The sequence below is a fragment of the Vibrio sp. SS-MA-C1-2 genome (assembly GCF_021513135.1).
Taxonomy (GTDB): domain Bacteria; phylum Pseudomonadota; class Gammaproteobacteria; order Enterobacterales; family Vibrionaceae.
The window spans coordinates 817,905-844,044 of record NZ_CP090980.1; the positions used below are offsets into that span (position 1 = coordinate 817,905).

The following is a 26,140-nucleotide window of genomic DNA, read 5'->3' on the forward strand; positions in this document are numbered from 1 at the left end:
GTCGCTAGGTTGTTGGCTGTATTCGTTCATCCAAATCATAGAGTACACCTATACTCATGGAGCCTCATTCACTTGTTTGTTGCCTACTAGCAATTCCACATATTTTAGGTATATAAGTCGATATTAAACAAACTAGAATTCGACACTAAAGATAAAATCCAATCTCGCCTTATACTATTCACAAGTTCTATTTCCAATAATGATAAAACTGTTCGACTGCTCAATGTACTACTTTGGGGTTACCCATGAGTGTTTGAATAATTCTTTGATCTTTATCAAGAAAAATTATTGTAACCTATCCTATATATTCATAATTTGATGTCTCTTGCAGTTTTACGCACTAATGATTAAATCAATTCAACTTATTGTTATATGTATATATGCTTATGTGAATATTATTGTAATGGAATAAAAAATATGAGTAATGGTGATATCAATCTATCAAGACGTCAGTTTTTACGGCGTTCTTCAGCTGTTGCAACCTTAAGTTTATTCTCAGTGAATCCAATTGTTCATGCTATGGAACGAGCTGGTTACTCTGTGAGTGTTGAAGTAAACTCAGGAACTTGGGAGTCAACAGTATGTAACGGCTGTACCTCATTTTGTGCCAAGCAAGTTTATGTACAAAATGGTAGAGCGATACACGTTAGAGGGAATGAACACTCAAAGATTCATGGAAAAGCAGGATGCTCTCGTCAATATCTAGCACTACAAGAGCTTTATGATCCTGATCGAATTAAAAAACCGATGATCCGAACCAATCCAATGAAAGGTCGTGGTATTGATCCTATGTTCAAAGAAGTGAGCTGGGATGAAGCCATGGATCTGTTTGCTGAAAAGCTCATGGCGCTACGAGAGAAGAATGAAACTCATAAATATGTAACGCTGCGCGGTCGTTACTCAATGTTTAGTGATGTATTAATGAAAAACATGACTAAAATCATTGGTTCAGCAAATGCTATTAGCCATAGTGCATTATGTGCTGAGGCTGATAAGTTTGGTAGTTATTTCACTGAAGGTAACTGGGGTTATCGTCAATGGGATATTAAAAATACCAAGTATATTCTCTCTTTTGGTGTCGACCCTCTATCTGCAAATCGTCAAGTCTCATACCATAATCAGCATTGGGGCAATATGCTCGATAATGCTAAAGTGACAATTGTTGATCCTCGTTTTTCTGCATCAGCGGCAAAGGCACATCATTGGTTACCGATAATACCAGGTCAAGATGGTGCTCTTGCACTTGCTCTTGCTCATGAGATTTTGGTGAAAGGTACTTGGTATAAAGAGTTTGTTGGTGACTTTAATGATCACCAAAATCGTTTTAAACCTGGTGAAATCGTTGATGAGAGTCAATTTACCGATAATCATGCCTATGGTCTTGTTAAATGGTGGAACCTAGAACTTAAAGATCGTTCTCCAGAATGGGCAGAAACGGTATGTGGTATCTCAGCAAAACAGATCCGTCAGATCGCAAATGATCTTGGTGATAAAGCACCAAATATTCAAATTTGGCGTTCTCGTGGTTCACAAATGCAAGCGCGAGGTGCCTATACCGCCATGGCAATGAATGCACTTAATGGGTTATTAGGTGCAGTCGATAACGTCGGCGGTACGATGGATTGGGGGTCAACACTATCGATAGTTAACCCATCGCCAGCTGCTTATCAAGATGACATTGCAAACCAAGGTTTAAAACAAGAGAAAATTGATCGTCGTGGTCGACTAGAGTTCCCTAATCTTAAGAAAGGAAAAAGTGGTGGTGGTGTATCAACCGGTGCTGTTGCAACCAGCATTTTAGAAGCTGACCCTTACTTACCAGAAGTGGTATTAAGTTACTTCAACAACTTTAACTTCTCAGCTCCAGGTAATGAAATGTGGGATGATGCGTTAAAGAAAATACCATTTATGGTCCATGTAACCACCAATATCAGTGAATTAACATGGTTCTCTGATTTGGTTCTACCAGCCCCTCATTTTATGTTTGAACGATGGGGACTGCAGAAATCGTCTTCTAATCGTTACGCATCATTAGCCTTAAGTAAACCGATCATTCAGAATATTACGGAAGTCGAAGATGAAGCTGGCCTTCCTTGGTTAATTGCAAAAGCACTATCTCGTAAGGGCTTTCATGAGCCGATGAAATATCTATTAGATAGCTTTAAAGATCCAGAAAGTGGTAAAACACCAACAACACACAAAGAGTTTGGTTTATACATGGCTAAAACCATGACGCAAAATATTTGGGATCCAACTAAATATCAATCAGGTACTAAATTCTCAGGCTGGGAAGAATTTATCAAAGTTGGCGTTTGGAATTCAGACGAAATGCCTTATTACAAGCGTTGGAGTAAAATGAAGACTAAAACTAAAAAGTTTGAATTTTACAGCGAGACACTTCATTACGCATTGAAAAAGCATGGTGATAAACATAATGCCAGTATTGATGAGGTAATGTCTGCTTGTGATTATCAGGCTCGTGGAGAACATGCTTGGATTCCACATTATGAGGAGCCAATCCGTTATGGAGAAGAAGCTAACTTTCCTTTCTTATTTGTAGATCATAAATTACGTCTTAGTCGAGAAGGTCGCTCAGCTAACTGTAGTTGGTATTCCGCTAATTTCGATATCGACCCGGGAGAAATCCCAGACTACGATACAGTAAAAATTAACCCTATTGATGGTAAGCGCCTCGGTCTTAAAAATAACGATGAGGTAAGGCTAACAACTATTCAAGGAGCAATTACATGTCGAGTTAGCTTATTTGAAGGCATTCGTCCAAATACAGTTTCAAAAGCCTTTGGTCGCGGTCATTGGGCATATGGTAAGCATGCCTCGAAGAAGTTTGGTTTGATCCCTAAGGGTGGCTCAAATAACGAAATTATGCCCCAAGCGTTTGAGCGTTTATCCGGTTCATCTGCCTTCTATGGACAGATTGGCGTTAAAGTTGAAAAGATCTAAAAAGATTAAAAAATAAGAGGTGAACCATGCGTTATGGAATGGTAATTGATACCCAAAAATGTGTCGGATGTGCAGGTTGTATTTTTGCATGTAAGACAGAAAACAATACAGATCCAGATAAAAACTGGTGTGATAAAATCATCACAACCGAAGGCCAATACCCTAATGTAAAATTTGAATACACATCAACCATGTGTAATCACTGTTCAGATGCACCATGTATTGCAAATTGCCCTAAAGATGCACTTTATAAAGATGAAAATGATCTGACTCTGTTTGATTCTGATAAGTGTATCGGATGCAAATCGTGTATGTCTCATTGTCCTTACAATGTGATTCATTTCAATGAAGAAGCAACAGGGAGCTCATGGAATAATAAGCAACCTTTGTTACCTCAAGGTGTTTTTTCAGCAGTAGAAATGCGAAAAACGACTGGAGAAGAATATTCTCCATTTGGCAATCCTGAAACCGAAAGTGTTTATCCACTTCATCGCCCAAAGAATACCATTGAGAAATGCACGTTTTGTGCCCATCGTGTAAGAGCAGGGGTTAACCCTGCCTGTGTCGATGCATGTCCATCAGGGGCTAGAGTCGTTGGTGACCTTGATGATATCAACAGTGAAGTTAGTCAGTTAATTAAAAAATACAATGCTAAACCATTGAATCCTGATTTAAATATCGGTGAAAAAGTTTTCTATATTCGTGACTATATTCCGATGACTACGATAGAAGAAACGGAATTTACGGATGCAATTGTATTTGACTCCTCACTCTGTATTGGTTGTTCAAAATGTGAAGCAGATTGCCGGAATAGCAATCAACTTCCTGAAAATGTTACTTATCTAAATATTAAAAAAGAAATTATTGATGGGATAGAACATTACTTCCGTCAATCTTGTCAGCATTGTGAACATGCTAACTGTCTAGATAATTGTCCTGCTGATGCGATTTCTCGTCGTCCAGGTGGTCAAGTTGTGATTGATGAAAAGAAATGTATTGGTTGTGGAACTTGTGCGATGGCTTGTCCGTATGATATTCCTCAATACAATGACAAAACCGCCACCATGAATAAATGCCACGGTTGTAGCCATCTTACGGAAGCCGGTTTGCGTCCAGCTTGTGTTGAAGGTTGTCCACAACAAGCCCTATCCTTTGGTTCAAGGGAGGACTTACAGGATCGTGTACAGGCACAAGCAAATAAAGAAGGTAAGTTAATTTATGGTTTAGATACCGTAAACAATAATGTAGGTGAACTTGGCCTAATTACGATAGCTGATAAAAAAGAGCTAGGTAAACATCTTCTTATTGAAGATCCTAACAGTACAGAATCGACATTACGTGACCTAACAAAAGCTGGGGCTGCCGTTGGTGTTGCAGGAGCTATTGCAGTCACAGCAGCTCATCGAGTGCACTTAGCAAAAAAAGCTAAAGAGAACAATGTTGAACAAAGTAAAGGTGATACCGATGAAAAATAAAGAGCTAATTGATGAAAACAATGTCATTGCCTTTAACTCTTGGCAACGCTGGTTCCATATTCATTTAATTCATTTTGTCGCATTATTTATTTTAACGGGGTTACCAATTCTCTCTACAAGCTTTTCCTTTTTAGGAGAGTTTTATCAATGGGTATATGGTGTCTTAACAAGTAAAGAAACCACATATTCAGATGGAATAGCTTTTGCTCAAATGTTGCACCGTTGTATATCTATATTTTTCATGATTACTATTATACCGTTTGCGGTTGTGATGCTAAAAGAGATCAATAATTGGCATATATTCCCAGAGAAAGGTGGGACGATTGCTGAAGGAGTCAAACAACTTAATATTGCATACCTTGAAGGTAAACATGCTAAATTTGGTAAATTCAATATGGGTCAAAAATTGATGACGTGGACGATGATTTCAGCCGTATCCGGACTTGTTATTAGCGGTATCATGTTAATGGGACACTACTATATTGACCTTGCTCGTTTACTCCATGTTGTCGCATTTGCAGGGATGATTATAGCGCTAATTTTCCATATTCATTTTGCTACCTTACCAATGAATCGTAAAGCATTTAGGGCAATGTTTCGTGATGGCAAACTTCCTATGGAAGAAGTTAAAAAGCATCACCCGTTATGGTATAAGAAATTGAAAAAATAGACGTATTATTTATATAATACTTAGAAGGCCACTTTAAGTGGCCTTTTTTAACAAATATTTTTAGTTCAATAATAAATTCATGTAATTGACGTTCTTATTTCTTTGATTTTACTATCATGGGATAGAAATACGGGTAGTGTTGAAACAAGACTAAATTCATAGCAACTCCAATTACTTTGGGTATATACGTATTTTCAACCTTTTAATCAGAAAAATTTGCTGGGATAAAGGACTTTTCATAAACGTTCTCTTCCGCCTTTTTAGCTCTTAGTTGGATGATATTTGCAGTAATAGAGACAAGTAATAGCGATATAACCATTGGCCATAACGTACCATTATTAAGAAGTGTCGAAAGAGCACCAATTAAAGCGCCTGTTAAGGCTTGAAATGCGCCCATTAATGCAGAGGCTGATCCGGTGTTTTTACTATAGTAGCTAATGAAGATTGCATTTAAGTTTGGCGATATCATACCTAATGAGCCAACCGTTAAGATAATCGTGGCGGAAATAAGATAAATAGAGGCGTTAAAGTAAATGAACACAATCATTAATAGTACATTGACCAATAGTAATTTAACCCCTTTTGATAAGAGATAATAAGATGAACACGTATCTAATAATCGATTGTTGATACGATTAATAATTGCCATCGCCACAACATTTAAAGAAAAAACGATTGAAAATTGTGTTGGTGATAAACCAAAATGACGTTGATAAATAAATGATCCATTGGTTAATACAATCAATAGGACACTAAATGAGGCTCCGCGTATGTACATATACCGACAGGCGAGTTTGTTTTCTAATACATGTTTATATCGTTGAATAACGGACTGATTATCTTTTGCTCGAGAATTATCTTTCGGTAAATATCGATAAATGGCAAAAAGTGCAAAAAAGCCATAAAGAGCTAAAAAATAAAAGATACCATGCCAGTTTGTTACCATTAAAATCAAAGAGCCTAGAGAGGGAGCAATAGCCGGTGCAATAACGGTAATTAAACCAATAAGAGAAAGAAGTTTCGCAGCCTCATTACCAGAGACTCGAGATCGGATAAGCGGCATGACACAAACCATAACAAAGCCGCCGCCTAAAGCTTCTGTAAATCGTAATAATAATATGCTAGGAAAATGATTAACCATAGTGATTATCAGGCTACTAGAGATATATAGCAGTAAGCCACTTAATATCATTGGATAACGACCATATTTATCACTCAGTGGTCCACCGATAAGTTGTCCTATTGCCATGCCAAAAGTGAAAATACTGACAGTGGTAGCAACAAGGCTTAAATCTTTATGAAGAAAAATGGCCATATCGGGCAATGCAGGGATATAGCCATCCATTGCTAGAGGTGCAATAGATATCATAATGGCCATGAGGACAGCAAATGCTTTGTTATTCATAATCGCTCCAGAGTGAATTGAGCCTATTATATTAATGAATGCATAATAATGTTATGTAGAAAATAGAAACCTTATATTTGGAAATTCTTTCTATGTTTCATTTGGGTAAAAAATAGGTTTATATTATTAGGTATTATAAGCAATGGAATTACTTTTTATTTGCCAACTTAAACGAAAAAAATCATTGAAAAAATAGAAATATCATCGATATGTTTGCAGTTTTAATGCTGTTTGATTAATCTTCAATTCGACGAGGATTATGAACATAGCGTTGATAAAATTGCTTGAACTCTTGGATAAATATTTTGAATCGTTCAGGTAGTTGGCTATTTTGTTTATACAAAATCAGCATATTACCGCTTTTAAACCATTCACCAGAAAAAAGTTTCACAAGCTCACCTGTTGATTCATAATTTACTGCTAAATGATGAGGAAGCAGCGCAATACCCATACCATTTATTGCCAAAGAACGAGCAATACTCATAGAATCGAATCACCGACCCCCGCCATGTCAAGACAGTTAGATTTAATTATTCTTAATGTTAAATATCTGTTTTTAGTTATTAATGTTATTTTTATCAGTAAGTTATTATGATTCTAAGATGAATATTTAATTGTTTAAATAATAGGCGGCGACAATATCTGTCACCATAAAGCCATTTTATTTAGATAAAATTAAACAGTCGAAAATGTATTTAATAATGCAATTATTTTAATCGATTACACTGCGAATTGGTAATTTTTTGTGCTTAGAACTCTGTTATAAAAATGCATGTATAAGATGATCGGTGTTGAGAATATCCAAGTTAAAGATAGGGGAGTTATTCTTTAATATGGAGTCTCACTATCAGATGTTGATTGAATATTTATCTGAAATTTTTGACTGTTTTATTAGCACCTAAAACTACCGCATTTAGAGTGGTTTTTGTCCGCTTAAGCTATAGTCAATACAAGTCGATATTGATGTATATAAATATAATCATTTATATTTTTAGCATGAGTTAGGTGATATTTGAGAGGGACATTTCCTTGCTGAGGTTATACTAAGAATGAAACTGAGTTGTCGGAAAATCGAAAAAGAAGATAACTAACTGGAGTGAATATAACCTCGTTTTATGCAAACGAGGCTCAGTGACGTTTTGGATTGACGACTCCGCTGTTGAGGCATGGTAATGTAAGATCCATCATGGTAAATATGGTAGAGGCTTCCAATTTTCTGATACCGCTATCGAAACAGTCTTGATGATTAAAGGAGTATTCTCTCTACCGCTACACATGCTTCAAGGTTTTATCGACTCTATATTTACATTGATGAACCTCCCTTTGCATTCCCCTAACTACACGAGTACCAGCAAGCGTTCAAAGATCGTTCAGGTAAAATATAAGAATAAATCTACAGGCTCAATTCGCCACATCGTTATTGATTCAAATGATCTGAAAGTCTTTGGGGAAGCTGAATGGAAAGTGAAAAAGCATGGGGCAAAAAAACGTAGAACTTGGTGTAAGCTGCATCTTGCCGTTGATACTCATGACATTATTAGCGCAGAAGTCAGCCTTGTGAATGTTGGTGATAGTGAAGTCCTGCCAGCCTTATTGAACCCACTTCGCAGAAAGGTTCATTCCGTATCAGCAGACGGTGCTTACAACACTAAAAAGTGCCATGAAGTATTGCAGACTAAGGGCTGCAAAAATATTATTCCTCCTAGAAAAGTGCGGGTTACTGAGAAAAAGGACACCCAAGGAATAAAGCAGCCGAGTCACTTAAATACAATACGCTAGCTCTGTGGGAAACTAATGTTGGTTATCACGACCGTTCAATTTAAGAGACGGCTATGTCCCTATACAAAGGGCTAACTAGCGGTACATTAAGTTTGAGGGCTTATAACGCTCAAGTTGGTGAGGCGCTGGTGAATGTCAACGTAATTAATAAAATCCTAGGGCTAGGCATGCCTATTAGAGGCTAGCAGGTAAGTTCTGCAGGATAACTGCGCCCTTTATTGATTTGCTCAACAACGCCGTTAGCAATGGCCAAATTGGAAGGGTTAAGTGTTAAAAAAGGCTTAACTACATTTGGATTAAAAACGAAGCTTTATATAAAAGCTCAAAAAGAAGTACTTAAGGCTTTGCGAGAGATACGCACATCAACTGCGTAACATCAGCTAAGTATTTAACTTGAGGGAATGGTCTTTAATTATGGAATCTTTGTTTTAATTTTAAGAAGGAATAATGAATTGAATGAAAGTATAAAAACAATATGATTTGTTGCTCTTTATCATCAAGGCGTAATTATGAAACAGTTACAATCTGCTAACAAAATTAAAAACTACAAATTTTCGAGATATTTGACCACTTCTTTTTTAACTCTTACATTGATATCTCCAGCTGTTTTTGCTCAAAGTGCATCTACAGTAGACTTACGTATTATAGAAACAAGTGATATCCATATGAATTTTATGGATTATGATTATTATAAAAATAAACCAACTGCTCGCTTCGGTTATGCTCGTACAGTGACGTTGATAAAAAATGCGAGAAAAGCGGTTGATAATTCTCTACTGGTTGATAATGGTGATTTACTTCAAGGAAGTCCGATGGGTGATTGGGCAGCAGATCGAGGTCTTGATCATGGTGAAAAGTTCCCTGCTTATCAAGCAATGAATCCATTACACTATGATGTTGGTAACCTAGGGAATCATGACTTCAATTATGGTTTGAAATATCAGCATCAAGCAACGAATCAGGCTAATTTCCCTTACATAAATGCCAATGTCTATCTTGATAATGGACAGGGTGGCGCTGGAAAGCATGCATATACTCCTTATATTATTGAAAATAAATCTGTTATTGATAGTGAGGGACATAAGCAGAGTATTAAAGTTGGTTTTATTGGTTTTGTTCCGCCTCAAATCATGCTTTGGGATGCTAAAAATCTGAAGGGAAAAGTTGTCGTTAAAGATATTGTCGATACAGCAAAAAAATATGTACCTGAAATGCGTAAGAAAGGCGCAGATCTAATTATTGCTATTCCACATTCAGGTCTTAATGATGATCCTTACCATAAATTGATGGAAAATGAAGTTTATTACTTATCTAAAGTATCAGGTATCGATGGTATTTTATTTGGTCATGCTCATGCTGTTTTTCCTTCATCTGACTTTAGCCATATTCCTGGTGCAGATATTAAAAATGGCTTATTAAATGGCATCCCATCCGTTATGCCTGGTCGTTATGGTGATCATATTGGTATCCTTGACTATAAATTAAAATTAACTGATGGAAATAAATGGTCAATTATTGATAAGCGTGGCTCAACGGAGGCTATTTATGATAAAAAGCATAATAAAGCCTTGGTTAAAGCTGATAAACAAACACAAACGATTTTAAAAGAAGATCATTTAGAAACAATCAAGTATTTAAATAAAACTATTGGCAAGAGCAATAGTGACATTAATAGTTATTTAGCGTTTGTACAAGATGATCCATCCATTCAGATAGTTAATAACGCACAAACAGATTATATAAAGAATGCTCTCAAACATGATAAAGAATTAAGTAAGCTTCCTGTATTATCTGCAGCGGCTCCATTTAAGGTGGGTGGACGTAAAAATGATCCTTCAAGTTATACATCTATGCCAAAAGGCGTGTTAACTTTCCGCAATGCATCAGATCTTTATCTTTACCCTAATATCTTAATTGCAGTAAAAGCGACAGGTGAGGACGTAAGTAATTGGTTAGAGTGCAGTGTTGGTATGTACAATCAAATTGATCCACAAAGTAGCGAAATACAATCTCTTATCAACTGGAATCATCGTAGCTATAACTTTGATGTGATCGATGGGATTAACTATCAAATTGATGTCACCAAACCTGCTCGATTTGATGATAATTGTAAGTTAAAAAATCCTAATAGTCATCGAGTTGTTAATTTGACTTATCAAGGAAAACCTATTAATCCACAACAAGAGTTTATTGTCGTAACTAATAATTATCGAGCCTTTGGTGGAGGTAATTTTGCAGGAACAGGTAAAGATCATATTGTCTTCTCTGCTCCCGATCAGAATCGACAAGTATTAACTAATTACATTGAAAAGCAAAGTAAGAAGCAAGGTTATGTTGATACAAAAGTAGATAATAACTGGCGATTACTTCCAATTCAAAGCAATAAAAACCTTGATATTCAATTTGAAAGTTCACCAAGTGAAAATGCAAAAAGTTATATCAAAACTCATTCAGTGAACCCAACTGAGTTTGTTAAAGATAATAATATTGGTTTTGGTATTTATCGTCTACATCTTCAATAAGATTAATGAATTACGATACTGATTAAAGACTCGGTCTATTAAGCATTTTAAACTTGATAGACCTATCTTTTGGTCATGACTCCAATTTGTTGATTAATGATAGTGCTCTCGGTCAATAAATGTTCTAATAACTTTATCATGTATAAATGCTAACCGTAAAAAACAGATAGTTTTCCTGTTTAATTATTTAATCCGTGTTCTTACAGTGAGGTTTGTACGTTCAATTCTTTGTATATAGTATATTACCAATAATATGCTTATTGGCTGGCAAGTGTGGTGAGTAAACGTTGAAATTATCAGTACAATTAAATGTTATTAAATAAGGTGTTAGTAATTTTTGTAAGTCTTTGAATACTTCATTATTACGCTTGGCAAAGGCATGCGCAATAATTCGTTTATAGCGAGGCTCCCAAGCTTTATAAGCATAATCGAGTTGGCACGCTAAACAACAAAACGTTGAAATCCTGCAGCGCCTGTTTTATGCTTTCGTACATGTTTTGTTTGATGACAAAACCAACAAACCACATCTATTTGAGCCATGTGTATTATCTTCCTTGGTAAGAGGTTATTTTAACATAGAATCAACTGGTTGGCGTCATGATGAATTCTTTGATGTGGAGTTTCATAATTAGGCATTGGTTAAATATCTATATGAAATTTGAGTGTTTTATTCATAAGTTAGTGGTTATTACCCGTTTAGGCTAAGGCTAGAGCATTTTAATCGCAAACTTTAAAAGCAGTGAGCGATTCATCGTTCAGAGCTGGATTCTTTTTCTTCCGAGCCATGCTTATCTTCTTCGTTGTATCAAACTTAAATAAGTTGAGAGTCTAATGGTAGATTATCACCAATAGAATTCGAGCAACAAATATTAAAAAAGTGTTTGGATTGACCATAACATTTAGCGTAGCTCTTCTTTTCAGTCGATAATCTGTAACACCATCGATTTGGCTGACTGGATCATTCTAACATCCTGGTAAACTAGTAATTTAGATATAAGCCCTTCGTAAATAAGCTCGATATGTAACAACTGTTCATTATCCTGACAACCCATTATTTTCAGCCTAGACAAAAGCTCATGTTGCACAGCTTGCTTGTGCTTCTTTGCGGCAATGTGGATATCATGTTCGAGCTCTGGGTATTCACGACACATGTTTACGAAGATACATCCATGAAACAAACCGGCGTTAATGATCTCTTCTAACTCTGTGAAAAACCGTAAAAACAGCTCTTTAGGGTCTGTTATATCAACTTTATCTCGCTTCCAGTTAGCTTGTACCCTGTTACTAAATTTAGTTAGTGCTTCCACCGCTAAAGCTTCTTTACTACCAAATTGATTGTAAATCGTCTTCTTGGAAACATTGGCGTATTTTGCTATTGAATCTACACCCGAAGCATTCATTCCTTGCTCAGATACCAATGCAATGAAGCTATCAATCAAATGATCGCGTTTAGTTGTATTCATAATCATCTTTGTATTGTTTTCTTTTAACCAATTATAACATGTAAATCTAATATTGCACAGATCGGTATAACAAATCACTTGTATGTTTAAGTGGATGCTTGTAATATTCAATTACACCGACCTGTGTAAAAACTTAACTATAAGGTTTAATAATGGATATATATAGCTTCCCATACTCACTGCCTTCGTACCGTGCTCGCTTAGCTGCTTCAATGCTAGGCTACAAATTCAACACTATTAATATTGATTTAATGGCATGTGAACAAAAGTCTGAGTCTTATCTAACAATTAATCCAATCGGAAAGGTTCCTGCTCTAGTTAACTCCTATAAGGGCGAAAAACTGGTTATTTCCGATTCAATGGCAATTATTCGTTACTTGGCTCGCTCTAATGAAAGCAATGTTTGGTACCCTGAAGAAGAATTAGATGTTGCAGCGAAAATAGATGTTTACTTATCTATGGTTGCAAATGAGCTATTCGAATCTGTGGAAAAAGGCCGGATTATCAAGGCTTTTAAAATGATTGATGAAGCAGAGTACCCTGCTTGCTCATCTCTTGCTTATGATCTTTTTACTCAAATTGATGCTGAACTTGCAAAGTCAAAATTCTTAGTGACTGATTACATCACTATTGCTGATATTGCTGTTATTTCTACATTAGTTTACTTCGAAGAAGCTGGCCTTTCTTTAGATAATCATCCAAATATTCAACGATGGATGAAAGAAATTAAGACCTCTGAAGGCTTTATTGTACCTACCTTGTTGTAAGTCTTTAGGCGCATCCTACAGAGTCATTACTCATAAGAGAAATGACTCCCTACAACTTATCGGCATTATTATGAAAAGAGCTTTAACCGTGATGTTGCTACTATAAAGAGGGTATCAATTGGAAATATCGGAAAGATTTGGTATTTCCTCCATTGTGGGTATCAAGTTGATGGTCGCCAAATCATGATCGACTTGAAAAGTGAACGTGACGCTTTGTTGGGGTTGTGTTAATACGATTCCAGGCCAAGAGTGTCTTATTGGTTATACTAAGTAGCCGTGTGAACGTTACCTTAATGTAACTTATTGATATTGAATGAGCGCCATTATGAAGATCTAGCAAATTCCCGAAAACTTTTTAGTGCTTACTTAAGTATGTAAACCAACACATTATTAAGATTGATGGTGATATCACTGGAAATGTTGAAGTTAAATCAATTGAATTAAATGAAGACAATGTTGCAGTTGAAATAGCTCATATAAACTTAAATGGTGAAGTTAAAACTTTTATTTGTGATGATCCATTAGCGGCAATAGGTCATCGATAAAATGTCGATATTCAAAATGTAGATGTCGCTTTTGATGAATGTGGCGTACTAATGGCTAATTCAAGCACAATATAAATATTTATATTGTAGATGATGAGAGTAATCAACAGCCTTTACTGAATGAAGCCGTAGAGTAATAACTTATAACTGGAGCTAACATAAATAGTTACCCTGATATCGAATCAGAGCTACGTCACTTTACAACCGGTATCGTATTCTCCGCTCCTCAAATAGGTACTATTGGTCAAACATACTGTGAACTAATAAATTATTAATATCATAGTAATTTTTTATCGGTTAAAGGTCTTTCGTGAATCAAGGATGCGCGAGAGTCATACAACACAATAAATATTTAATGAATGTTTACGGTGAATTTAATTCAAATAAATTTCTTGCTGCAAAATTTTTTGATTCGGCTTTGGATACATTGCTTAATTATTAGTATGGATACACCAACAAAATATGATTGTTCTTAAAATGCTCAATATACCTTTTTATCATCCAGTGATTGAAGAGGTATGAAGAATCGCTCTAAGAGATTTTAACAAGATATCCAGAGCGTGTAACTTTCCAAAAGAAGGCTGCAGTAACTGTATTCCAGACTGCTAATTAATTTTAAATCTTTACGAGGTAATATTATGTCCAACGTTATTGAATCAAGAGCTGATCAAGTTGCTCTATTAAAAAAACTATTAAAAACAGATAATCGTGCGATTTCTTATGCTGCATGGGCTGCAGTATTTACAACAGGCAGTACTTACGTTCATGATCTTATTTCAAATGAAATCGAAACTCTTTCTAAACTAGAAAAGCGAGATGTGGAGTTCGCTGTTGCACGTATGGGCGTCACTAACCCTTACTTTGTTGCACGTCAATTTGTATCTATTGGTTCAGGAGGATCCTTGGAGGCACTTAACTTCCGTGATTTCCCTCAACTAGATGTCCAAGATGATGTTGCTTATCATCACGCGTGTGTTGCTGTATCTCTAATTAACGGCGGCTACGTTTGTCTCCGTTCACACGTTACTCAGTTACAAGCAGCAGGCGTTCCTGATCAGGATATCGATACCACAATGCGTATTGCTGCAGTGAGTCACTCCCTAAAAATCTTAGGTACTATACTAGAGTAACCCTTGGACATAATTATGTATACATTCTTAGGTTCTCTCGCATTTGTAATATGGGGATTAGCCCCCATCTACTTCCATGAGTTAGGTCCTCACGAACCACTATTAATTCTCGCTCACCGTGTATTTTGGTCAGCACTTATCCTAATTATTATTGGATGTGTTAAGACTAACTGGATGCCGAGTAAAAAAGAACTTACTCAAAAAAACGTTGGATTGGCTTTATTATCAGGCTTTTTCATGAATATATCTTGGTATGGCTTTGTTTATGCTAGTGTCAACGATAATCTAATGGCAGCGTCATTGGCCTTTTACATTACACCTATTTTTGTATCTATAATTGGTTACGTATTTTTTAAGGAAAAGGCCAAACTAAACCAAGTAATCTCATTGGTACTTATGGTTTCAGCTGTAGTTATCTATGCCTTCTCTGATGGTCATTTCCCTGTTTTAAGTCTATTTATAGCTTCATCTTTTGCTGTCTATATAGCACTAAAAAAAATGATGAATATTGGGACTTTTAGTAATTTATTACTGGAACATGTTTTGTATATGCCTATTGCTTTAATTTATATCGTTATGCACTCTCAAAGCCTAATGTCTAATTTTGATTTATTATTGCTAGCCGGTACTGCACCACTGCAGCTTATTCCAGTACTGTTAGTGGCAATTTCTTTGTTGAAAATACCACTAAACAAGATGAGTCTAATTCAATATATTGAACCAACGCTCCATTTCTTATTAGCGATCTGGTTCTTCCATACCCCTGTTTCTGATGGGCAGAAGTACGCTTTGAGCATTATCTTTGTCTCAATCTTAATATCATCGTTTAAAAGGAGTTCGTTAAATCATGCTCACCATAGATACTAGAAATACTGAGGATTTCATTAAAGCTCATGTACCCGGTAGTGTTTTTGTCGGCTACTCAGAAGGCAATTTTGAATACTGGCTCAAGCAGGTTATTCCTGATCCAAGCACCCGATTCTGTCTAGTTGTTGAATTGAGTCAATTCAGTGAAATCAGCTATCAGTTGAAGAAGATGAATTATGAAAACTTTACTGTAGTTGATGATTTAAGCTTGTTTACACAGCGTATGTCCAACATTACACCTATTCATTTACGGAAACACCTACAACAGTGTCGAATCTTAGACGTACGTGAAAGATCTCAGATACATAAAATCAAATTGCAAAATTCTGAAAATATGCCTCTGTCAGAAATCTTAAATGGAAAAAATCCAAAGATAGATCTTGAATACTATGTGCATTGTGCGGGTGGGTATCGTTCTTTGATTGCAATATCTTGGATAAACCGTAGTAAACATTACAACCTCACTAATATACAAGGTGGTTTGGATGCTCTGAGAGTAAGTGCCAATTAGTCGGAGTATAGAAGGGGTGAACCAAAGCCGTTAGGCTTTGGTTAGATTCTATGGTAGAAGCACTTCTATTGCTTCGACCGTCTCTGCGTACGGTAGCTTACTGATAAGGGTGTGTGAAGGTAAGAGTCAGGTCCAAGGCTGTTAAGCCATATCATGTCGTACTCACTTGAACATCAGAGGGAGTATCAGTAAAGCACCGAGCTCTTCGACCCACAGCGAATGGTCAGATTGTATTTTCAGCCATGATGTTGTTAATTTACATCAATCCTATTGATCTATACCAGTAAAGCTTATACAATAATTTACACTGATCTGTGTAAGTTATTTTGGGTGATTCTTATAAACACTTCAGCTTACCACTATGCTTGTATTTCTATATTCCTGATAAATTGTGGTTTTATATCCATTAAAAATCATGCTTCACAATTAAGGAACTCAGGTGTAACAGATAAGGATATTGATATGACTATACGCATTGCAGCTGTAAGTCATTCATTAAGCCGCATGGATAAATCTTATTCTTAATCAACTTGAATATGCAAATTTAATAATCTGCAACCTCGAAAAGAATTATAAGTAGCTGTGTGAAAGTTATCTTGATGTAAGTTATCACTAATCTAATAGTAATATTATTTTGATATTTAGGAAAAATTCAATGCGTATCGCCATAAAAAAAAGACTCTCTTGGACTGTTAAGCCACTTCTTTACTTGCAAAAACGTCATTATGGAACCGTCTTAAACCCCGCTCTCTTATGGGGACAGAAACCCACTCTTTTTTGGTTAGTCGCCATCTTCTTTGGCTTTCTTGATCGAAAGAAATCACCTATTGACCCCAAATTACGTTCACTAATCTGTGTCCGTGTCTCTCAATTGAATGATTGTGCATTCTGTATTGATACCAATGGTCAAAAGATGGTTGAACGCTACGGCTCAGAACAACAAGCTTACGCCCTTGCTGAATGGCAGAATAGTGATCTCTTCAATGAAAAAGAGCGATCAACACTCCACTACTTAGAAGCGATGAGCATTACTGGAAATAAGGTTACAGACCAAGATATTAGCCGATTAAAGCAGTGGTATAGCGATGAAGATATTGTTGAGCTGACCGCTTTGATTGCCTTTCAGAACCTCTCAGCCAAGTTTAATACGGCTCTTGATGTTCCCGCTCACGGATTTTGTTCATTACCGACTGAGAGCCGTCATAAAGAGTAACTCTGGTTTTTATATCTCCTTCGTACTTAATGTTACTTGAATATTGTCTGCAATTAATACGTTTGCTGTCGACTAACCACGCCAATTATTTTAGGTGTAGAGAGTTGATTTAATAACGTTATATAGCTATATATAATAATTGAACTAAGTAGGCAGCAAAAAGTTTTTTGGGATTTTATCATCATGGCACTCATTCAATATCAATAAGTTACATTAAGGTAACTTTCACACGGCGACTTAGCCATAAATATAAATAATTAAATCACTGGGAAATTAGACTCGGATGAATAGTAAAAAGCTCATTATAGTAAGCATCATTATTGCAGTTATCGCTTGTTGGTTTATCTTTGACCTTAATAGCTTTTTCTCCCTAGAGTATGCAAAGCAACAGCAACAAAACCTACAGCAAACTATCATTGATGCTCCTCTTCTATCAAGTGTTGTTTATTTTACTCTGTATATCTTAATGACCGCACTGTCTCTACCTGGAGCTGCGTTTTTAACTCTCCTTGGAGCCGCTTTATTCGGATTTTGGTGGAGCTTACTTCTGGTCTCATTTGCCAGCGCAATTGGTGCTACCGTTGCCTTTTTACTTAGTCGATTTCTTCTTAAAGAGTGGGTGCAAACGAAATATGGTCACCGCTTAAAAACCATGAATCAAGGCATAGAAAGAGATGGTGCCTTTTATCTCTTTACCCTTCGTCTTATTCCCGTTTTCCCGTTTTTCTTACTTAACTTATTAATGGGACTAACCCCAATTCGTACAGTCACCTACTACTGGGCCAGTCAATTGGGGATGTTAGCGGGAACCATGGTTTATCTCAATGTCGGCACACAACTCGGGCAATTAGAGTCTCTCAGTGGGTTAATTTCACCGACTATCTTGCTATCCCTTGCTTTATTAGGCCTGTTTCCTTTGGTAGCAAAAAAGATTATTAATTTATTTCAGCAACAAAAGGTCTATCGCCAATGGAAAAAACCAACAACGTTTGATCAAAATATGGTCGTCATTGGCGCTGGTTCTGGGGGGTTAGTGAGTGCTTATATTGCAGCAGCCGTCAAGGCCAAGGTCACGTTGGTTGAGAAACATAAGATGGGAGGAGATTGTCTAAATACAGGCTGTGTACCTTCTAAAGCACTGATTCGAATCGCCCACTCAGCGGCTGAAGTGAAGAAAATGAAACAGTTCGGTATTGACAGCACTATCTCTAATATCGACTTTCAACAAGTAATGGGGCAGATAAAACGTGTAATCAAAACCGTTGAACCCCATGACTCCATTGAACGCTACACTGAACTTGGGGTCGATTGTGTCACCGGTGAGGCAAAAATTCTGAACCCTTGGCAAGTTCACGTGAATGGTAAAACCCTAACCAGTAAAAATATTGTCATCGCCACTGGTGCTCGTCCTTTTATTCCGCCATTTCCTGGTTTAGACAATATTCACTATGTCACCTCAGATACAATCTGGGATCTCGAGGTTTTCCCTAAAAAATTACTAGTATTGGGTGGTGGGCCAATTGGTTCGGAGATCAGCCAAAGTTTTGCTCGATTAGGGGCTCAGGTTACCCTTGTTGATCGAGGTGACCAATTACTTAACCGTGAAGATTCAGATGCCGCTACCGTAGTTCTGCAACATTTACTCGACGATAACGTTAATGTTTTATTAAATCATAATGTAGTGGAATTTGAACAAGCAGAGGGGAAACAGCGCGCTCGGTTAGTTCACGTAGAGAGTAAAGAACCTACTGAGGTTGAATTTGATTATGTTATGATTGCTCTAGGTCGAGCGGCGAATACAACGGGCTTTGGCTTAGAAGAGCTCGGGATTGAATTAAACAGTAATGGCACCATTGCAACCAATACGTATTTACAAACTAAATACCCGAATATTTATGCCGTCGGTGATGTAGCCGGGCCTTTCCAGTTAACTCACGCAGCCAGCCACCAAGCTTGGTATGCTGCCGTAAACGCATTATTTGGTTCACTAAAGAAATTTAAAACCGATTATTCAGTCTTACCCGCAGTGACCTACACATCACCAGAGTTAGCCCGAGTCGGTATTAATGAAAAAGAGGCAAAAGAACAGCAAATTCCTTATGAAGTGACTCTTTACTCTTTGGATGATCTTGATCGTGCGATTGCTGAAGATGAAACCGCAGGCTTTGTCAAAATCTTAACCGTGCCTAATAGCGACAAGATTTTAGGAGTCACGATTGTTGGACATTTGGCCGGAGAGTTACTGGCAGAATACACGCTAGCGATGCGTCATAACTTAGGGTTAAATAAGATATTAGAAACCATTCACCCTTATCCAACCATGAGTGAGGCGAATAAATACGCCGCAGGTGTTTGGAAACGTAATCACGCCCCAGAAAAAGTATTAGCTTGGGTTAAACGCTTCCATCAATGGCAGCTTCAATCAAATAAAAAGAATAAGTAATAGGCTATAAATATGACAAGGATTGTTGGAAATAATCTCAGTATTTCACTGATAAAAAATACGTTATCACAAGGCGTTGCGTTATTGCCCCTATTTCTCTGTTTAGTGGTTAGTTTCTACGCTCACAGCTCGACAGCAGAATCAAAAGCGTGGCAACACCAGATTAATAGTGCAAGGGGTGAAACCGTTTACTTTAATGCGTGGGGGGAAGTCAGGAGGTCAATCAATATCTGCGCTGGGCGAGTAAAGAGCTAAAGGATCGATATGACATCACATTAAAGCACGTTAAAGTGGCCGATATTTCTGAAACAGTTCATCGTTTATCTGCAGAGAAAGTTGCCAATAAAAATAGCCAAGGTAGCGTTGATTTGGTCTGGATAAATGGTGAACATTTTTACTCTTTAAAACAACAACACCTGCTCTTCGGGCCATTTGTTGATACGCTACCAAACTGGCAGTTTGTTGATAAATCATTACCCGTTACTGAGGATTTTACTGAGCCCACTGATAATTTAGAAGCACCATGGGGAGTTGGACAACTCACTTTTATCTATGATCATGATCAACTGACCATGCCACCGAATAGCGTTGTGGAGTTATTGAATTATGCCCAGATCCATCCAGGAAAAATCAGTTATCCTCAACCTCCCGAATTTCATGGTTCTAGCTTTTTAAAGATGGCATTAATTGAATTAGCTGAGGATCCTAAGGTGCTTTATCAGCCTGTCAATCCAGCCATGTTTCAACAGGTCACTAAACCATTATGGCACTACCTTGATCAACTTCATCCTGTGGCATGGCGCAAGGGAAAACAGTTTCCCCAAAGTAGCCCTCAAATGATCCAGCTGTTAGACGACGGCGAATTGGATATTGCCATTTCTTTTAATCCTAATGCCGCAGAAGCTGCAATCAATAATGGCAATTTGGTGGAAAGTGCGCAAAGTTATGCCTTTGCATCAGGCTCCTTAACAAATATCCACTTTCTTGCTATTCCCTGGAATAGCTCTGCAAAAGAGGCGGCTCAGGTGGTGATTAACTTTCTTTTAAGCCCAGAAGCTCAACAAAGAAAAGCGGATTCATCTCGATGGGGAGAGCCATCGGTACTTAAACAGCAAGCATTTATCGATCAAAAACCTAGTTTCACCCTATTTAAATCAATTTCAGAGCCTCACCCTAGTTGGCAAGCCGCCCTTGAAATGGAATGGTTACAACGCTATGGGAAGTAGGTTAATGATAAATTGTGATGCCATGAAAAGTATGACCTTATGATCCCCATTATTTTTATTATGGTTGCGATGATCTGCTTTCTCCCCTTGATTCCTGGGGTTCTTGGCATTATTGCGCCTGCACTCGGCTGGTTACCGGCACTGGGTCTTAATGAGCTTTCATTGTCAGCTTGGACAACGTTATTTAACTGGCCAACACTGCCCCATGCCACCTTTTTGGCCCTATTTATCGCCCTTTCTAGTACATTTTTAGCCCTAGTTATTGCATTTTTAGTGCTTTATTTTCATTGGCAAAAACGAACTTGGCGTTGGATTGAGCGATTACTCTCTCCGTTAATCGCACTTCCCCACATCGCCTTTACTATTGGACTGTTGTTTTTATTCTCTCCAACGGGGGGATTTTTCGCGTTATTAATGCCTTTTTTGAAACAGATATAAACGCTCACTGGTTACTTGTTCAAGATCCCTTTGCGATGGGTATTATCATGACGTTGGCACTAAAAGAAGCTTTTTTTATTCTATTGGTGTCGATTCCCATCATTAATCAGTTAAATATTAATAAATTAATGGCAGCCACCACCAGCTTAGGTTACCACTCCAGTGCCTGCTGGTTGAAAGTCGTATTACCCCAATGGATCCGACATATTCGCCTCCCCATAGCCGCTATTGCGACCTACAGTCTATCGGTTGTAGATATCACGATGATCATCGGCCCGACTCATCCAGCGCCTTTAGCGACGCTTGTTTGGCAATGGTTAAATGAACCCGATTTGACTCAGTTTCCACTTGCGGCAGCGGGAGCACTGTATCTTTTCTTGATTGCTTGCTTACTTCTATTAATACTTAGGGCTATCGAGTTTGTTCTCTTTGAGCGGAAAAATAGCTGGTTAATTATGGGACGTCGTCAATACCCTATTTTTGGTCGCTCTTTACCTTTAATTATCTTCTCATTACCGATTGTATCTCTGAGTATCTTGCTGGTATGGTCTTTTGCCTTACGCTGGCGCTACCCAGATTTGACTCCCAGCCGTTGGTCGAGTCGATTTTGGCAACAAGAGTGGTCAAGTGCCAGCGAATTAATTGCAAGTAGTTTACTCATAGCCTTAATCTCAACCTCTATTGCCCTTGCCTGTGCCATTGCTTGTCAGGAATTACGCCACAAACTTGGGAAAAATATCCCAACGTGGCTCATTGCGATCCCCCTTGTTATGCCTCAACTGGCTTTATTATTTGGCTTCCATGCTGTTACCCTTAATTTTCCAGGAGTGGACTATCTTTATTGGGTCATTTGGTCTCATATTATTTTTGTATTTCCATACTGTTATTTAACCCTTCAAGGCCCTTGGCAAGCCTTTGATTTACGGTTGATCTATGTAGCCAAAAGCTTGGGGAATAGCCCAATAAAAGCATGGCTAAAAGTGAAATTTCCCTTATTACTTCCGGCCATTCTCTCTGCATTTGCCATAGGAATGAGTGTGAGTTTGACACAATATCTTCCAACGCTTCTTTTAGGGGCTGGGCGTATCACGACTATCACAACAGAAGCTGTTGCATTAGTCAGTGGGCAAGATCGAAGAGTAATGGCGATTTATGGCCTATTGCAAGGTGGTCTACCTTTACTCTTTTTCTCCCTTGCATTGTGGGTGAGCCATGTCGTGCCTAAAATAACTCAGCGAAAAATTACAGTCATTTAAAAACACTCATCACTCCCTCGGCTCGTTAGTAGCCCATAAAGAATAGCTATGACATTAAAAATTAAAAATTTCACAATCAATGGGGCAGAAAGAGCACTTTGTCAGCCCATCAATTTAACGGTAAAACCGGGAGAAGTGGTCACCCTCATGGGGGCGAGTGGTTGTGGGAAATCGACACTATTAACCGCTATCGCAGGGCATTTGTCCCCTTACTTTACCACTCAAGGTGAAATCTCTCTCAATGATAAATCGCTATTAGATATCAGCGCAGAAAAACGTCATATCGGTATTTTATTCCAAGATGATCTGCTCTTTCCCCACCTGACTATTTGGCAAAATTTAGCCTTTGCTATTCCATCCTCGATTAAGGGAAATGAAAGGCAGCAAATTGCATTGGATCACCTAGCGCAGCTTTCCCTACTTGAACATGCGAATAAATTACCGGATCAACTCTCTGGAGGGCAGCGAGCGAGGATCAGCTTAATGAGAATGCTACTCTCACAACCTCAAGCGATTCTTCTTGATGAGCCCTTTAGCAAACTAGATAGCTCATTACGACAGGTTTTCCGTAGCTTTGTCTTTCAGCATATAAAAAATAGCGGGATCCCCACATTAATGGTAACCCATGATGTGCAAGACATTCCAGAAAGTGGCTATTGTTTACAGTGGCCAGCCCTAAAGCCAGAAAAAAAGAAGGTGTCACATGTTAGATCGCTGGAGTATCAAACTCATTACATCACCGTTAACAACGGTGGCAAAGCAATTGGATCATGCTGGATTTTCCGCAAATCAGATTACAATCATTGGATTTATCATCGGCCTTTTAGCTCTACCCGCGTTAGCTTACCAACAATATATCCTGGCTCTGGTAGCAATTATCATTAATCGAATCTTTGATGGTTTAGATGGGGCGCTTGCAAGAAGACAAGGAATTACAGATTGTGGTGGATTTTTAGATATCACTTTAGATTTTATTTTTTACTCTTTAATCCCTTTTGGCTTTATCCTTGCAAACCCAGAACAAAATGCCATTGCCGGTGCTTTTCTTATTTACGCTTTTATTGGCACAGGAAGTAGTTTTCTAGCGTTTGCGGTTATGGCGAGTAAGAAAAACATTGAAAATCCCGTCTATAAAAATAAATCTCTATACTATATCGGTGGCTTAACAGAAGGCACTGAAACCATTATCTGCTTTGTACTATTTTGTCTATTTCCGGGGTGTTTTGTAATAATAAGTACGGTGTTTGCGATCTTATGCTGGATCACTACAGCTAGTCGTATTTGGGCAGGATACCACACATTAAAGAATCGACCATTACGTAGTTAAGTAGATACTAAAAAAATTCGGGAGTTTTAAAATGGCGGTGATCATTTAAATCAGTGACTTACGTCGAGTAAACTTTTAGATATCTACTAAGCCTATTAAGTAGCCGTGTAAAAGTTATCTTAATGTAACTTATTGATATTGAATGAGCACCACTATGATAAAATTCCCGAAAACTTTTTAGTGTCCACTTAGGAGTATAAAAAAAGATATTACAAAACTATTTAAAATATAAAAGTTTTATAGGCTTTCATGTCTCAAAGTGGAAACCATTTTCGTGTGAAATAACAAAATATAGAGTAAATAGTCTATAATTATTGAGTTAAGTTAATGTTAACACTAACTGTTCGATGAAATGAAAAACAGGAAGGGGTGATATGGATATAACCGTGGAATTAAATGATGGTGATGTTGGCGTATTCGATTATCTAGACACGCCTGATATTGATAAATTTATTGGTCAATCAGTTCCACGCTGGATTGCTGATAAAGAGGGTAACATGCTTAAAAAAGAAGGGACTTGTGTTTCTATTTTAACCAAAGCATAGTTATGATAAGAATATTAATTTGCGAAATGTTGGTGAGTAAATCAAACTTATACAGCAGATGGATGAATAATATGGATAATATTATGAGTGGTAGTTTGATTAAACTTTATAACTTGTCAAATGGGAAGTATACGTTATTAAAGAATACAGGGTATATTGATGATAATATGGCAATATCGCTATGGTGCAAGACACCTGGGTTAAATAAACCTTCAGATTACGCAATGTGCTTAATCCACAATGACCTAGTCAATACGAAATTTCTAACAAAAGCAGTTGTTGATTCTCTATATTTTAAATTAAATAATTAATATTTCTTTTATAGGTTCTGTAAAAAAGTTTCAAATAATAAGTAGCTTAGTGGATGTTATATTGGTATAAGCTATTGATATTTATTAAAGACCATCATGATGAAATTCTCAGTAACTTTTTAATGTTTACTAAAAAAACTCCAGATATAAAAGAGGTCGTGTTTATCAAGGGAGTAGAGGGTTAACTTCGGGTAGGTGAAACAACTGTAGGTTTACAGCGAAAATAAGAAAAGTTGTCATCAGAGTGCCGTTTGGTCATGAGTTTAATTACGGATGAATGGGTTAAAGAATTGGCAAGGTGGTATTTACTATCAAATGTATTGGATGTTGATGTCACTGAAATCGCCACGTGGTACAGTTACCGTTGGAATATAGAATTATGGTTTAAATTATATTCAAACCAATCAACTGAAGCCATTAAATAAGGCATTTTTAATTAAATTGAGCGGTCGTTCAATAAAGCATTCAAAGCCAGCTACGCATTCTGCGTTACTAGCGGATCTTTGAGTTTTTTTATAGTTCATTGAGGTCTTAAATACTTACTCAATAGAAGAGTTAAATAGAATGCTACAATTGGCTTTTTTATATTTTGGTTAATTTGTGTAGATACCTATGCTTATAGCCCGCTCAATGTTATTTGAATATTATTAGAATAGTTTGATTATTTTTTAGTCCATGCAAATTGCTCAAACATTGGACCAGCTGGAGTCTTGCCTACATGGTTAGTGTAATTACTGATCACTTTTTGAGCAAGGCCGAGAATAACTTCAAGCACTTGCTGTTGACCGTAACCTGCTGCAAAAAATGCATCCATTTGCTCGTCAGAAACGTTACCGCGCTCACGCACCATAGCTAATGTGAAGTCATGCAGTGCTTGAAGTTTCGAAGTTGGCATCACATCTTCGCTACGCAGTGCTTCAGTTAGTTCAGGATCAACCTTCATTGAATGTGCAATTGCCGTATGTGCTGGTACACAGAAAGTACATTCATGCTCAACATTGATAGTTTGCCAAACTACGGTGAGTTCTTCAGCATCAAATGAGCTTTTTACAAATTGTTGGTGTAGTTGCTGATACGCCGTTAATATTTCTGGAGACTCAGACATTACAGCGTACAGGCCAGGTACTGCCCCCATTTGTTTCACTGCGCCTTCTAGTATTGGCTTACTTTTGGTTGGTGCGGTTTCTACTGTGTGGAAGGTAAATTTGCTCATATTGATAACTCCAATTAATATTTTATGAAATAAGGGGTAAGTACGTTTTACCCGTTTGAAGGCCATGTGACCT

General features: G+C 37.4%; 19 protein-coding genes and 4 pseudogenes. 18 read left to right on the top strand and 5 right to left on the bottom strand.

Going from position 1 to position 26,140, the window contains the following annotated elements; translation table 11 throughout:
• The first annotated feature begins 417 nt into the window (after positions 1-417).
• Genes L0B53_RS03615 through L0B53_RS03625 form a run of 3 tightly spaced genes read left to right on the top strand, consistent with a single transcriptional unit; the run spans position 418 to position 5,106 of the window.
• Entirely contained in the window at positions 418-2,961 is a 2,544-nt protein-coding gene (locus tag L0B53_RS03615) for a molybdopterin-dependent oxidoreductase (RefSeq protein ID WP_235059112.1), read from the top strand.
• Between the two features lie 26 nt (positions 2,962-2,987).
• A complete protein-coding gene (locus L0B53_RS03620) occupies positions 2,988-4,436 on the top strand; it encodes a 4Fe-4S dicluster domain-containing protein (protein ID WP_235059113.1) in 1,449 nt (482 codons plus the stop codon).
• Positions 4,426-5,106: a cytochrome b/b6 domain-containing protein gene (locus tag L0B53_RS03625; RefSeq protein ID WP_235059114.1), complete on the top strand. Its 681-nt coding sequence runs from the start codon at positions 4,426-4,428 to the stop codon at positions 5,104-5,106. The genes L0B53_RS03620 and L0B53_RS03625 overlap by 11 nt, the downstream gene beginning before the upstream one ends.
• Positions 5,107-5,308: 202 nt before the next feature.
• Here the strand turns inward: L0B53_RS03625 and L0B53_RS03630 are convergent, their stop codons facing one another.
• Together L0B53_RS03630 and L0B53_RS03635 are read right to left on the bottom strand one after the other, a co-directional pair.
• Positions 5,309-6,511 carry a multidrug effflux MFS transporter gene (locus L0B53_RS03630; RefSeq protein ID WP_235059115.1) on the bottom strand — a complete coding sequence of 401 codons (1,203 nt, stop codon included), beginning with the start codon at positions 6,509-6,511 and terminating at the stop codon, positions 5,309-5,311.
• 235 nt (positions 6,512-6,746) lie between these two features.
• Positions 6,747-6,995, bottom strand: coding sequence for a LysR substrate-binding domain-containing protein (locus L0B53_RS03635; protein WP_235059116.1), 249 nt, complete (start codon positions 6,993-6,995; stop codon positions 6,747-6,749).
• 599 nt (positions 6,996-7,594) lie between these two features.
• On the opposite strand from L0B53_RS03635, the pseudogene L0B53_RS03640 reads away from it, so the two are divergent.
• Positions 7,595-8,475 (top strand): annotated as a pseudogene (locus L0B53_RS03640) (IS5 family transposase).
• Positions 8,476-8,799: 324 nt separating this feature from the next.
• The gene (locus L0B53_RS03645) at positions 8,800-10,812 is read left to right on the top strand and encodes a bifunctional 2',3'-cyclic-nucleotide 2'-phosphodiesterase/3'-nucleotidase (RefSeq protein WP_235059117.1); all 2,013 of its coding nucleotides are present in this window, start codon (positions 8,800-8,802) and stop codon (positions 10,810-10,812) included.
• Between the two features lie 93 nt (positions 10,813-10,905).
• On the opposite strand, the pseudogene L0B53_RS03650 reads toward L0B53_RS03645, so the two are convergent.
• Together L0B53_RS03650 and L0B53_RS03655 are read right to left on the bottom strand one after the other, a co-directional pair.
• Positions 10,906-11,352: pseudogene (locus L0B53_RS03650) on the bottom strand (IS1 family transposase).
• Positions 11,353-11,729: 377 nt separating this feature from the next.
• Entirely contained in the window at positions 11,730-12,275 is a 546-nt protein-coding gene (locus L0B53_RS03655) for a TetR family transcriptional regulator (protein ID WP_235059118.1), read from the bottom strand.
• Between the two features lie 152 nt (positions 12,276-12,427).
• On the opposite strand from L0B53_RS03655, the gene L0B53_RS03660 reads away from it, so the two are divergent.
• The 13 genes and pseudogenes from L0B53_RS03660 to L0B53_RS03720 form a co-directional block, all read left to right on the top strand.
• A complete protein-coding gene (locus L0B53_RS03660; protein ID WP_235059119.1) occupies positions 12,428-13,042 on the top strand; it encodes a glutathione S-transferase family protein in 615 nt (204 codons plus the stop codon).
• A 1,183-nt stretch (positions 13,043-14,225) separates the two neighbouring features.
• On the top strand, positions 14,226-14,717 hold the full coding sequence (locus L0B53_RS03665) for a carboxymuconolactone decarboxylase family protein (RefSeq protein WP_235059120.1): 492 nt from the start codon (positions 14,226-14,228) through the stop codon (positions 14,715-14,717).
• Positions 14,718-14,732: 15 nt separating this feature from the next.
• A complete protein-coding gene (locus tag L0B53_RS03670; RefSeq protein WP_235059121.1) occupies positions 14,733-15,584 on the top strand; it encodes an EamA family transporter in 852 nt (283 codons plus the stop codon).
• Positions 15,565-16,095 (top strand): rhodanese-like domain-containing protein, encoded by a 531-nt coding sequence (locus L0B53_RS03675; RefSeq protein ID WP_235059122.1) that lies wholly within the window; start codon positions 15,565-15,567, stop codon positions 16,093-16,095. The genes L0B53_RS03670 and L0B53_RS03675 overlap by 20 nt, the downstream gene beginning before the upstream one ends.
• A 655-nt stretch (positions 16,096-16,750) precedes the next feature.
• The gene (locus L0B53_RS03680) at positions 16,751-17,308 is read left to right on the top strand and encodes a carboxymuconolactone decarboxylase family protein (RefSeq protein ID WP_235059123.1); all 558 of its coding nucleotides are present in this window, start codon (positions 16,751-16,753) and stop codon (positions 17,306-17,308) included.
• Positions 17,309-17,591: 283 nt separating this feature from the next.
• Entirely contained in the window at positions 17,592-19,751 is a 2,160-nt protein-coding gene (gene lpdA / locus L0B53_RS03685) for a dihydrolipoyl dehydrogenase (RefSeq protein WP_235059124.1), read from the top strand.
• A gap of 12 nt (positions 19,752-19,763) precedes the next feature.
• Positions 19,764-20,977, top strand: a pseudogene (locus L0B53_RS03690) (ABC transporter substrate-binding protein).
• Positions 20,978-21,016: 39 nt separating this feature from the next.
• Positions 21,017-21,415: a hypothetical protein gene (locus L0B53_RS03695; protein ID WP_235059125.1), complete on the top strand. Its 399-nt coding sequence runs from the start codon at positions 21,017-21,019 to the stop codon at positions 21,413-21,415.
• Positions 21,416-21,462: 47 nt separating this feature from the next.
• Positions 21,463-22,671, top strand: a complete 1,209-nt coding sequence (locus L0B53_RS03700; protein ID WP_235059126.1) for an ABC transporter permease — start codon at positions 21,463-21,465, stop codon at positions 22,669-22,671.
• 48 nt (positions 22,672-22,719) lie between these two features.
• A complete protein-coding gene (locus tag L0B53_RS03705; protein WP_311197277.1) occupies positions 22,720-23,556 on the top strand; it encodes an ATP-binding cassette domain-containing protein in 837 nt (278 codons plus the stop codon).
• Positions 23,486-23,998, top strand: coding sequence for a CDP-alcohol phosphatidyltransferase family protein (locus L0B53_RS03710; RefSeq protein ID WP_311197291.1), 513 nt, complete (start codon positions 23,486-23,488; stop codon positions 23,996-23,998). The genes L0B53_RS03705 and L0B53_RS03710 overlap by 71 nt, the downstream gene beginning before the upstream one ends.
• Before the next feature lie 374 nt (positions 23,999-24,372).
• Positions 24,373-24,543: a hypothetical protein gene (locus tag L0B53_RS03715; RefSeq protein WP_235059128.1), complete on the top strand. Its 171-nt coding sequence runs from the start codon at positions 24,373-24,375 to the stop codon at positions 24,541-24,543.
• A gap of 448 nt (positions 24,544-24,991) precedes the next feature.
• Positions 24,992-25,451 (top strand): annotated as a pseudogene (locus L0B53_RS03720) (hypothetical protein); the annotation flags it as partial.
• Positions 25,452-25,515: 64 nt separating this feature from the next.
• Here L0B53_RS03720 and L0B53_RS03725 read toward each other — a convergent pair.
• Entirely contained in the window at positions 25,516-26,067 is a 552-nt protein-coding gene (locus L0B53_RS03725) for a carboxymuconolactone decarboxylase family protein (RefSeq protein WP_235059129.1), read from the bottom strand.
• Positions 26,068-26,140: the final 73 nt, after the last annotated feature.